The 11,177-nt window shown below is 72.1% G+C and carries 9 protein-coding genes, 1 tRNA gene and 2 pseudogenes; 4 read left to right on the top strand and 8 right to left on the bottom strand.

What is annotated here, in order from left to right:
* The 5 genes and pseudogenes from E0D90_RS18420 to E0D90_RS18440 form a co-directional block, all read right to left on the bottom strand.
* Positions 1-749: thiopeptide-type bacteriocin biosynthesis protein (locus E0D90_RS18420; RefSeq protein WP_194116913.1), on the bottom strand; the 749-nt coding region annotated here is incomplete at its 3' end.
* Positions 750-773: 24 nt separating this feature from the next.
* Positions 774-2,087, bottom strand: a complete 1,314-nt coding sequence (locus E0D90_RS18425) for a lanthionine synthetase C family protein (RefSeq protein WP_307721155.1) — start codon at positions 2,085-2,087, stop codon at positions 774-776.
* Positions 1,994-3,004, bottom strand: a complete 1,011-nt coding sequence (locus E0D90_RS27930) for a thiopeptide-type bacteriocin biosynthesis protein (protein ID WP_227870310.1) — start codon at positions 3,002-3,004, stop codon at positions 1,994-1,996. The genes E0D90_RS18425 and E0D90_RS27930 overlap by 94 nt, the downstream gene beginning before the upstream one ends.
* A gap of 60 nt (positions 3,005-3,064) precedes the next feature.
* Positions 3,065-5,175, bottom strand: a pseudogene (locus tag E0D90_RS28695) (lantibiotic dehydratase family protein); the annotation flags it as partial.
* On the bottom strand, positions 5,123-5,266 hold the full coding sequence (locus E0D90_RS18440; RefSeq protein WP_227870307.1) for an FxLD family lanthipeptide: 144 nt from the start codon (positions 5,264-5,266) through the stop codon (positions 5,123-5,125). The pseudogene E0D90_RS28695 and the gene E0D90_RS18440, both read right to left, overlap by 53 nt.
* A 198-nt stretch (positions 5,267-5,464) precedes the next feature.
* Here E0D90_RS18440 and E0D90_RS18445 point away from each other — a divergent pair, with 198 nt between their 5' ends.
* From E0D90_RS18445 to tesB, 4 genes are all read left to right on the top strand, one after another.
* Positions 5,465-6,790, top strand: a complete 1,326-nt coding sequence (locus tag E0D90_RS18445; protein ID WP_227870308.1) for a helix-turn-helix domain-containing protein — start codon at positions 5,465-5,467, stop codon at positions 6,788-6,790.
* 151 nt (positions 6,791-6,941) lie between these two features.
* Positions 6,942-7,015: transfer RNA gene (locus E0D90_RS18450), tRNA-Met, on the top strand.
* A 131-nt stretch (positions 7,016-7,146) separates the two neighbouring features.
* Positions 7,147-8,322, top strand: a complete 1,176-nt coding sequence (locus tag E0D90_RS18455) for an acyl-CoA dehydrogenase family protein (protein WP_130799302.1) — start codon at positions 7,147-7,149, stop codon at positions 8,320-8,322.
* A gap of 133 nt (positions 8,323-8,455) precedes the next feature.
* The gene (gene tesB, locus E0D90_RS18460) at positions 8,456-9,340 is read left to right on the top strand and encodes an acyl-CoA thioesterase II (RefSeq protein ID WP_103503876.1); all 885 of its coding nucleotides are present in this window, start codon (positions 8,456-8,458) and stop codon (positions 9,338-9,340) included.
* A gap of 123 nt (positions 9,341-9,463) precedes the next feature.
* Here the strand turns inward: tesB and E0D90_RS18465 are convergent, their stop codons facing one another.
* The 3 genes and pseudogenes from E0D90_RS18465 to E0D90_RS26660 form a co-directional block, all read right to left on the bottom strand.
* Entirely contained in the window at positions 9,464-10,339 is an 876-nt protein-coding gene (locus E0D90_RS18465; protein ID WP_103503877.1) for a M23 family metallopeptidase, read from the bottom strand.
* Positions 10,340-10,362: 23 nt separating this feature from the next.
* Entirely contained in the window at positions 10,363-10,941 is a 579-nt protein-coding gene (locus E0D90_RS27940; protein WP_227870309.1) for an ArsR/SmtB family transcription factor, read from the bottom strand.
* Positions 10,942-10,988: 47 nt separating this feature from the next.
* Positions 10,989-11,177: pseudogene (locus E0D90_RS26660) on the bottom strand (GNAT family N-acetyltransferase); the annotation flags it as partial.

An 11,177-nucleotide genomic window follows, 5' to 3' on the forward strand; every position in this document is an offset into this window, starting at 1 on the left:
GAATCGAATACGTTCGCGGTGGCGAGGGCGGCCAGGGTCGCCTGGTCGGCGCCGGTCAGGCCGGCTCGGTTGGCGTGGAAGATGCAGTGATGGGCCAGCACGGCGCGGAGTCCGCGGGTGAGGTTGCCGGTGCGTGCGAGAACGGCGAGGTGCTGTCCGGCCTGGGTGAACGCGTCGAGCCAGGCGGGCGGTAGGAGGCGGGGGTCGCTGCTGGCGTCCGCGGTCATCAGTCGGCGCACGGACGCTGACAGCCGGGGAATCTCCCCAGGTGGCAGGGGGCGAGGTCCGGGCCGCATTTGGGCGACCTTGGCCCAGGTGTCGCCCTGCTCGTACCAGTCCAGACCGGCGGCGCGCAGCAGGGTGCTGAACAGCAGCACGCTTGCTTCTCGGGGGCCGAGCCCGGCGGGCCGGTGGCGGACCAGGAGGTGACGGCTGTCGCTGTGCGCGAGGGTGTGTGCGATCTCGATTCCGGCAGGGCCGCCGAACGCGGCGGTCTCCGGCTCGTAGATCGTGCGCTGCCACCCGGTGAGGTGGTGCGCGATGGCGAACCGCTGATCCAGTGCGCGCTCGCCGTCTTGATCGGCGCGGTAGCGCAGCCTCCAGTCCCCACCTTTTCGGATGTACCACCAGGTGTCGGCCTCTCTGGCGGCTTGGGCGTCGAGCAGCAGCTGGGCGAGCTCGGCTCTGGCGGCGGGCGCGCCTGATTCGGCGAGTTGCAGGGTGTGTTGGCGCCAGGTGCGGGCGGTCATCGGTTTTCTCCCGTTCAGGTCCCGTCAGGTGATGAGGAGGCAGGCGTCCCAGTCGGTGACCGGCTGGCCGCCGGTCAGGGGCGCCAACGCAGCCAGAGCACTGCCCGCGGCTCCTTCGAGCAGCCCGGGACCGGCTCCCGCCGTCCCTGCCGCGAGGAGGTGGTCGCCGCAGCGTGCTCGGAGGGCGCCGGCGGTCGGGCCGCTCGCCGATTGCGCGGCTCTCGACGTGATGCGAGCCAGCCCGGCGTGGCCGTGGCACAGTGAGCCATCGGTCGTGGTGCCGAGCTGCGCCGGGTCGCGCAGCGCGCCGAGCAGCGCCGATTCGGCCAGCTGCTGACGTCCGCGGTCCCCGAGTGCGATACCGGCCAGCTGGTGTACCCGCGCCGCGCCGAAGGTGCCGTAGCACCAGGACGGCCGGCGCGTGGCGCCGCAGTGCTCTACGCGCGCCGGGCGCGCGTGGAGTTCGGACCGAGTGACCATGTAGGGCCACCGCGCGCCCGTCGAGGTGTCCAGGCGCCAGTCGTCCAGCCACGCGCAGAGCGCGGCTACGGCCTCCCTCTGCCCGGGTACCTCGACACCGCGTAGGAGCGCCAGTGCCATCAGGGCCAGCGGACCGCCGACGCCGTGTGCCATACCGAGGTTGGCGTGCCCGCCCGGGAACCCGCGGTCGTCGCGGCGGCCGGTGGGGGCGGTCGGCGTCCACCACCCCGGGACCACCGTGCCGTCGTGCGTCACCGGCAGGGCCAGACGAACCAAGTAGCCGAGCACCTCCCGCACCACCGGGCCGCCGGGATCGCGGTGGAGGAGCAGGGCGCCCAGGCCGGACAGCCCCCGTAGCGCGTCGAACTCCGCCATCAGCGGCAGACGACCGGCGTCGATCCGCTGGTGTGCCAGCGCCACCCGGTACCGCACGTCGTGGGCGATCTGAACGTCCAAGGATTCGAGGGCGCTGCGATAGGTCCCGGGGCGTGCCGCCGCCGTACGGCCCATCACATACGCGAGCGCCGGAGCGCCGTACCAGCTCCCGGCGCTGGACCCTGCCGTCACCGGAGCGCGCGCCGCGAGGCGAAGCCACCGGTGGACACGGTCCCAAGACCGGAGCCCGGCCGCCGCGGCCTCTACGTGGAGCAGCGCCACCCCAGGCACACCGTGAGCCAGTGACTGTGGCCACCACGCGTTCAACGCGAGCGGGTGTTCGGCGGGGTCGGCCAGGTCGTCAGCGGCGGCCAGCGCCTCCTCAGGCGTCACGAGCTGACCCTGGTACGTGCCGCCTGTGCCTGGGCCGCAGCTCGGGCCAGGCTCAGGCACAGCGCCCTGTCGGCCGGATCGATGCCGCACCCGCGCAGAAAATGCCCATGGAGCAGGGCCTCCAGGACGGTGTCCGGGGTCAGGCCGGCAGCAGCGGGCCCGCGCAGCTGGCGGCGGTAGGCGGCCAGCGCACGGCGCCGACGCTCCCAGGCCGCTTCCGTCTCCGGTGATCCGCCCACGGCCCGGCGCAGCGACGGAAAGCCCTCGGCCGCATCCGCGACGAGTCGAACCGCCTCCGCGCTCGCGCCGCGCGGTGTACGGCCGACGGCCGCGCGGGGTAGGTGTTCGACGATCCAGGAGAGGCCGGCGGCGACGTCGGCGTGGAACTGGCAAGCCATCGCCACCTGGTGGGCCGCGGTCAGTGCTCGCAGATCCGGCAGCACCCTTTGCTGCAGCTGGTTCACCACCAGTTCGGCGTCCGCGGCGAAGACTTCGCCGGCAGCGGTCAACGCGGCCCCGGACCCGAACCTGCCGCTCTGCGAGGTCGTCGTAACGAGGGTGAGATCGCGCGCCAGGCCACGGCCGCACAAGTCCTCCGCCCAGCGGCCGACTCGTTCGACGGCCGCAGCGAAGCCGCCTGCGCGCGGTGTGTCGATGTGGAGGCGAAGGCAGTGCTCGCGGCCCTGCCGGTACCGGACGAACCACCACTGGCTCACCCCGCCCTCGAACTCCTCGATCAGGTGCGGCACGTGCCGCAGCACCGCGTCCTGCAAGGCTGCGTCTCCATAGAGATCCGCGGTCAGGGCGCGGCCCCGGCCAGGAAGCCGGCGATGCTCGCTCGTGATGGCCCGCCCCACCGGGGGCGGGTCGACGGACCGCGCCGCCTGTGTGACGGCGAGCGGTACGACCAGCTCCGCCGGGCGGCCCTCACACCACCCCGCGGCGGCAGGACCGGGCGCCTCGACGAGGATGGCCCTTCCCCGGCGCGTGAGCTGCTCCCGGACCATCGCACGGTGTGCCGACTGCTCCAGCTCCAGCGGCAGCCGCCGGTCGCCGTCGAGCAGCAGAACCCGGCCAGGCAGGCGTCGGCGAATACGCCACGCGCCGAACCCCACGTCCCAGAGCCCGAACTCACCGGCGTGCGGCACCTCGGCCGCCGTGACGAGCCAGCGGGCCGGAGCAAGGACCACTCGCCCGAACCGTAGACGCGGAAGGAACGGCAGCGCTGCGGCTGCGCCCCAGTCGAACCCCGTCACCTGCGCACACTGCCCACGGGACAGGTTCGTGATCAGCCGCGCCAGCGGGGGCGTGCGCCTGAGACTGAGTGCATGGTGCCCCCATGCCTCGATCCGCCGCCCAAGTGCCGGTGCCGCGAGGTAGAGACGGTCACCGTCCGAGCCGACCGCCAGGTCCCGTGCGGTCAACACCGTCGACGACGGTGCGCGGTGTTCGGCCAGGCTGATCACCAAGGGAAGGCTCTGCGGGCTGCGCACCACATGACCCTCGGCGTCGTCGGAAGCGGGGAACGACAACTGCGCGAGGAGCGCATCCCCGGTTGGCAGAGCCGAGGCCCCGACGGACAGCCGGTCCTCGGTCTCCAGCAAGTGCCCGAACCGCCCGGTGAGGACACCGGCCGCGCGAGAGACCGACACCACGGTCACGTCGAAACGGCCACGATCCAGATCCGCCAGCGAGCCGGCATCGACCCGAACGCACAGCTCCAGGTGCCCCGGCAGGGTCAGGTCAGCGGCCCGCGGATGCTGCAGTTCTCGCACCACAGTCCCGTCGAGGTCCACCTCGACATCGCCGTCCAGGACAGCCCGTTGCGCCAGCGCGCCGAGCACGCCGTCCCGGCGAGCCCTCTCCGCGTCGGCGTCGGCAACCGGCTCGCCGCCCTCGTAGCCCACCGGCCAGCCGATGCCGCCGCCCCCGGTCAGCTCCAGCAACGGCACCAGCGCCCCGGCGCCATACCGCCGGTAGAACCGCTCGTGGTAGTCACGCCACTCGGCAGAACCGAACGCAGCGCAGTGACTCGGGCCAGCAGTGAGGCCGCCTTCTCGGCTTCCACTGCCACAGCCCACGGCAAGGAGATATCGGCACCCACCCGCACGTCGATGGCCACGGGATGACGGTCCACCCGGGCCATGGTCCGCATCCGGGCCGCCGCTTCTGCCCGGACCAAGCCCGCGCGGTGTACCGTCGCACCCTCGTGCAGCTCCAGCAGCCGCGCGACCTCGCGCAACTCCTCCGAGGCAGCGCCGGCTTGCGTCAGCACCCCGATCACGTGCGTCAGGGCATCGGTCTCCGTCGCGGGGGCGTGCAGCGCGCTGACCAGCACTCCGTGAGTCACAAGCTCCGTCAACGCCCTCTCCGCAATCTCATCCCGGGCCCCGAACGTCCGGGCCAGATCGGCCGCCAGGTCGGCGAACATGACAGGCTCGCTCGCCATGGCCAGAGCGGACGTCACCACAGATGTCCGCCGAACGGACACCTCCGTGCCCCGGCCACCCGCTCCCGCGCCGGACGGCACGATCACCCGGTCATCGCGCACCACCACGGCGGAGTTCGCGACGACTTGCAGCAGGCGGAGCACCTCCGCGCTGCGCTCCAGCTGCCGCACCACCTGGGCGACCCACGTCCCATCCGCCCGTGCGACCGCGCGGTGCTCACCGTGCCAGCGCAGTGCAGCGAGGTCGCCGAAGGCCGCGGGGCAGACTCCGGCCAGCAACCCGGAGGGGGTGGGGCGGCCGGACAACCTGCGCACGTAGCGGAGGGTGGACAGTCCTGCCCGCCGGATGTCGCGCGCCGCGGGCGCGTCATGGTCGACCAGCACCCGGACACGGCTTTCGAGCGCCGGGGTGGCGTGCCCGACCGGGCCGGCGACTTCCGGCAGGGCCCAAACTGCGCTGAGCCAGTCCAGCCACCGCGCAGCAGTGGCAGCCGCCTCTGGCGGAGGAGGTACCGAGCAGCCCGCCAGGTGCGCGATCCGCAGCTGCGGCAGTCCGACAACCCGGTACCGGTATTTGTCATCCACGAAGGCTCCGAAGAGTGCGAGCGGCACATGGCAGTGAGTCGGCGAGGAGGAGGGATGGGCGGGCGACCGGAGGCCGTCCGCCCATCCCCGGTCAGACGGAGCTGATACAGGTCGACCCCTGACAGGTCGATCCGCAGCCGTCATCCGTCATCGTCACCAGCGAAGCCGGATCGGTGGTCTCGACCATCGTGATGTCGAGGTCGAACGGCTGCTCGTGCGGGTTCTCGTGGTTCACGGAGTCCTCCAAACGGACGCGCATCGTGCCGACGGGCAGGCGTGCGCACGGGGCTGGATTGCTCGTCCCGCTCCGGACGGCGGGCTCGACACGGCGAGTACAGCGCACCCGAGCGGCCCGTGTGAATGCGGGAGATGTGTCCTCGCTGTGTCCCCGGCCGGGACGACACGTGGGAGTGCGATCACGCAAGATGAAGCCATGGCTGACGACATGTCACGTTGCCAGGAGTTGATCGAGGCCCGGCGCAGCCGGGGCTGGTCCCAGGAGGAGCTCGCGCGCCGCATACGTGGAGCGGCCGGCCGCCGAGGGCTGCGGTCGGGCACCAACCGCAACCGCGTCTGGCGGTGGGAAGCGGGACGCGCCGAGCCGGACCGGGACTCACAGCTTCACCTCGCCGACGTCTTCGGCGTCGACCCCGCGACAGCTCTCACCCGGCCCTGGCCTCACTGGCTCGCCAGCACGCGGAACACCCCGCTGCCGTTCACCCCCCACAGCACCGTCCCGGCTCTGCGAGAGGCGCTGAACGCCATGGACCGCCGTTCATTCCTGGCCTACTCGCGAGGTGCCCTCGCAGGGCTCGCTCTGGACTGGGCCGCCACCAAGCCGCCACTGACTCTCGCGTCGCCGGCCGGGGAGGGGCAGACGGCAGACGACGAACTGCTCCACGGGCTGGAGGAGACCGCCAACGTCCTGAACCGGCTCGCCACCCGTCAGCGTCAGCACACGGGCGACCTGCTCGACGCCCACCTGCGCACCGTCACCAGTCTCCTCGCGCACGGCCGGTACACCGCCGCGCAAGGCGCCCGCCTGCACCTCCTCGCCTCCGGCCTCGCCACCACGATCGGGTGGCACAGGTTCGACGCGGAACGTCACGGATCGGCCAGCCGGTACTGGCACAGCGCCCTGCACGCGGCCCACGCAGCCGGTGACACCGACCGGGGTGCCGGCATCGTCAGCGACATGGCCTACCAGTGTGTCTGGAGAGAAGACCCGCGCACCGCTGTCAGCCTCCTGCGCCACGCGATCACTTCAGCCCGCAACCCCACCGCCCGGTCCCTGCTCCACCTCCGCCTGGCCAGAGCCCTCGCCGCCCTGGGGGAGGCCCACGCGTGCCGCGACGCGCTCACCACCGCCGAGCGACTTCTCGGCGCGCCGTCTGCCGACCCCACTCCCTCGTGGTGCCACTGGATGTCCCCGGCCGACCTCGCCGTTGATTCCGGTGTCGCCCTTACCCACCTCGGCGACCACAAGCACGCGGCCCAGCTGCTGGCCGAGGGCCTCAGTCTTCTACCACCAGCCCGGGACAAGACGCGAGCTGTCGTCCTCGCGGACTCCGCGGCGCGCGACCTGCGCCTCGGCGAGGTGGACCGGGCCGCCGCGCACGCCCGCGAATCCCTCACCCTGGCGACCAGAATCGGAGCACCGAGATGTGTCACTCAGGTCCGGCGCCTCACACCCAAGTTCGCTGCCCACGAAAGGACACATGGGGTCCCTGACCTCCTCGCGCTCCTCGACCCAGGCTGAGCACGGCCGCCCGCCTTGACTGCGCACCACACACCGCACACGGGAGCCACGCACCGTGCCACCTGCGGATGCCAGGGCCGCGACGGAGACTGGCGACGGATGCCGTGGTCCGGGGAGGCTCGGCGGGAGTGTAGGGTTGGGAACACAACGACGCGGGGTGGAGCAGCTCGGTAGCTCGCTGGGCTCATAACCCAGAGGTCGCAGGTTCAAATCCTGTCCCCGCTACTGCACACAAGGACCCGGTTCCGATCAGGAACCGGGTCCTTGTGGTGTGTGGTGGTTCGCGAGTAGCCTCACTGAGCAAGCGCTCAGACAGGGTCGGCCGGTCCGGTGCGACCCGGGCAGGGAGGCACGCGGTGCGGCGAACGGTGTTCAACGAGGATCACGAGGCGTTCCGGAAGACGATCCGGGAGTTCATCGCCGCCGAGGTGGTGCCCTACTACTCGGAGTGGGAGGCGGTGGGCCATGTCCCCCGGGACTTCTACCGCAAGCTCGGCGCACTCGGGGTCTTCGGGATCGAGGTGCCCGAGGAGTACGGCGGCGCCGGTGAGTCCAGCTTCAAGTTCCAGGCCGTCATCAGCGAGGAACTCGCCCGGGCCGGCGTCACGTTCGGTGGCTCCTCGGTCCACACGGCGCTCTGCCTGCCCTATCTGCTGAAGTACGGCAGCGAGGAGCAGAAGCGCCGCTGGCTCCCCGCGTTCGTCAGTGGCGAGATGATGACCGCCATCGCCATGACCGAGCCCGGGACCGGCTCCGACCTGGCCGGGATGCAGACCACGGCGAAGCTGTCGGAGGACGGCACCCACTACGTGCTCAACGGCGCCAAGACCTTCATCACCGGTGGCGCCCTCGCCGACCGCGTGCTGGTGTGCGCCCGTACCGCGCCGCCGGTGAAGGCGGCCGACGCCAGCCGGGAGGACCGGCGCGGAGGGATCACCATCCTGGTCGTGGACACCCGCAGCGAGGGCTACGCGGTCGGCCGCAAGCTGGAGAAGCTGGGGCTGCTCTCCTCCGACACCGCCGAACTCTCCTTCACCGACGTCCGGGTACCCGTCGAGGACCGGCTCGGCGAGGAGGGCCGGGCGTTCGAGTACCTGACCCACAACCTCCCCCAGGAGCGGCTCGGTATCGCGCTCTACGCCTACGCCCAGTCCTCGGCCGCCGTGCGGTTCGCCTCCGACTACGTCCGGGAGCGGGTGGTGTTCGGCAAGCCGGTGGCCGCCTTCCAGAACACCAAGTTCGTGCTGGCCGACTGCCGGGCGGAGGTGGACGCCATGCAGGCCGTCATCGACCGGGCGCTCGACGCGCACGACGTGGGGGAACTCACCCCCTCCGACGCCGCCTCGGCCAAGCTGTTCGTCACCGAACACGCCGCCGGGGTCATCGACAAGTGCCTCCAGCTGCACGGGGGTTACGGATACATGCGGGAGTACCCGATCTCGCGTCTGTACGCCGACACCCGGGTCACCCGGATCTACGGGGGGACCAGCGAGGTGATGCGCACCATCATCGCCAAGTCGATGGGGCTGTGATCCGCCCGGCGTGACCTGCCCGGCGTGACCTGCCCCCGGCCTGGCCGGCGGCCGGCCGCCGGTCCGAGCGGCTGATGATCCGGCCGCTGGACCGGGTCATCCTGGTCCGCCGGAATCGGGTAGAACTTGTTCTATGAACGACACGCTGAGCTACCTGCTCGATCTGCTCGACCTGGAGCGGATCGAGCAGGACATCTACCGAGGGGACAGCCACCCCTCGGTCATCCCCCGGGTCTTCGGCGGCCAGGTCGCGGCGCAGGCCCTGGTGGCTGCCTGCCGTACCGTTCCCGACGACCGTCTCCCGCACTCCCTGCACTCCTACTTCCTCCGTCCCGGAGACCCCGGCGCGCCGATCGTCTACAACGTGGACCGCATCCGCGACGGGCGCTCCTTCGCCACCCGCCGGGTGGTCGCCGTCCAGCACGGCCAGCCGATCTTCCATCTCTCCGCCTCCTTCCAGGCGTTCGAGGAGGGGCTGGAGCACCAGGAGCCCATGCCGGACGCGCCGGACCCGGAGACGCTGCCGACCGCCGCGGAGACACTGCCGAAGTACGCCGACAGCTTCGTGCACCCCGCCGTCGCCGAACTGCTGATGGAGGCGCGCCGCGCCGTCGACCTGCGGTACGTCGCGGAGCCGCCGTACGCCACGGTCGGCGAGCCGCGCGAGCCGCGCTCCCAGGTGTGGTTCCGCACCTCCGGGCCGGTCACCGGGGTGCACGACAACCCGGTGGTCCACCTGTGCCTGGCCACCTATGTCTCCGACATGACGCTGCTGGACTCCGTGCTGCTGGCCCACGGCCGCGGCGGATGGACGGTCGGCGACGTGGTCGGTGCCAGCCTCGACCACGCGATGTGGTTCCACCGGCCGCTGCGGGCCGACGAGTGGCTGCTGTACGACACCGAGTCGCCCACCAGCCAGGGCGGCCGGGGTCTGGCGCGCGGCCGGATCTTCACCCGCGACGGCAAGTTGGCGGTGTCGGTGATCCAGGAGGGTGTGGTGCGCGTACCGCGCGACTGACCGGGGGCCGGCCCGTGGGGCGCGGCCACCTCGGGGGCCTTTGCCGTGGACCCGGACGGCCCCCACTCCGTCGGGCCCACGGCTGCCTACGGGCGCGCCGTGCGGGCGCTCAGCGCTCGGTGCTCAGCGCTCCGGCCCTGAGGCGCTCGGCGCGGTGTGCGGCAGCGCCGCGACGGGTGTGAAGGTGTCGGTGTTCGCCGGCACGCCGGTGTGCTCCACGCCGTCGTCGTCCCGGTACCGCCAGCTGAACGGCAGGCCCCGCGCGGTCAGGATGTCCGGGCCGTCCATCAGCTGGAAGTGCAGGTGCGGATGGGAGGAGTTGCCGGAGTTGCCACACAGCGCCAGAACCTCCCCGGCGGCGACGCGGTCCCCGACGCGCACCGTCAGGCTGCCGCGCCGCAGGTGTGCCAGGACCGCGTACACGCCGTCGCCGAGGTCCACGATCACGTGGTTGCCGAGCAGATGGCGCGGCGCGCCCTGGCTCCGGACCAGGCCCTCCAGCAGCAGGTAGACGATGCCGGGCAGCGACATCCGGGTGAGGTGGTCGCGCCGGCGGTCGTGCGCGGCGATCACGGTGCCGGCGGCCGGCGCCACCATCGGCCGGCCGAACGACGGGTAGCGCTCCGGGCGGCGGAAGACCGGCCACAGCCACGCGAAGGGGGGCTCCTTCGGCCCCTCCTCGGGCTCGTACAGCACGTCGATCGCGTAGGTCTGCGCATGGCTGTGGACATGGCTGGGCACCTTGGTCGCCGGGCTGTTGAGCGCCTGCCAGCGGCCGGTGAACGGCGCGGGGAGCAGCAGCGGTTCGGGGACTGGCTCGCCCCTGCGGGGCGTCTGGTGGCGCCTCACCAGGGTGACGCGCATCGCGATGCCGAGCAGTATCGCCGCCACGGAGGCCAGGTACACCGGCAACGGACCCTCCAGGGTGACCGTCACCACCATGACCACGGCGCCCACGGTGAACACCGGGCCGTGCAGCTTCCAGAGGGTGAGCGACATCGAGGGCTCCTTGGCCTGGGGCGTCATCGGCGGGCGGCGGCCAGTACGGCCAGCAGCGGGACCAGCCGCGTGGGCGGCACCTGGTACCGGCCGCGCCCGGCGCTCTGCAGCCAGCCGGCCGCCACCAGTTGCCGCAGGTGGTGGTAGATCTGCCCGGTGGTACCGAGCCCGTCGAGTTCGACGAGTTCGGCGACGGTGGACCGGCCCTCCAGCAGAGCCTTGATCAGGCGGAGCCGGACCGGCTGGCCCAGCGCGCTCACGGCGTCCGCCAGGGTCGCCCAGTCCGTCTCCAGCAGGGTCGCCGTGGTGGTGACGTACTGCCACTCCGTCCTGCCGACGGTCGGGTCGCTGCCGCCGACGCTGCCGGCGATCATCACCCCGCCGCGGTCCTCGCCCAGTTCGTCCAGCTCCGAACGCAGCCGGTTCAGCGCCCAGTAGAGGTCGTCGGGAGTGGACGGGGCGGACGGCGCGGACGGGTCAGACGGGGGTGCGGGCGGCTCCCCGCCGCCGGGCGGCAGGCCGGCCTCCAGGGCGGTCACCCGCGCGGCGAGTTCCTCGACCCGCGCGGCCAGGGCGTCAGGGGTGTGCGTCGATCCGGTCACGACGACAGATTACGCACTTACGTAATTGCTGCACAAGTCGATGGTGTCTACAGATCGCCGATCGCGGGCCTCCCTGACCAGGTCGTCCACAGCGGCCGGTAGCCACAGCGGTGCCAGAACGGCGCCGACAGCGGGTTCATCGCGCTGTAGTGCAGCAACGTCGCCCCCACGCCCTCAGCGTCCAGCCACCCGTGCGCCGCGGCCGCCAGTGCCGCGCCCAGTCCCCGCCCCCGGTG

It is taken from the genome of Streptomyces otsuchiensis (assembly GCF_004305975.1).
GTDB lineage: Bacteria > Actinomycetota > Actinomycetes > Streptomycetales > Streptomycetaceae > Streptomyces > Streptomyces otsuchiensis.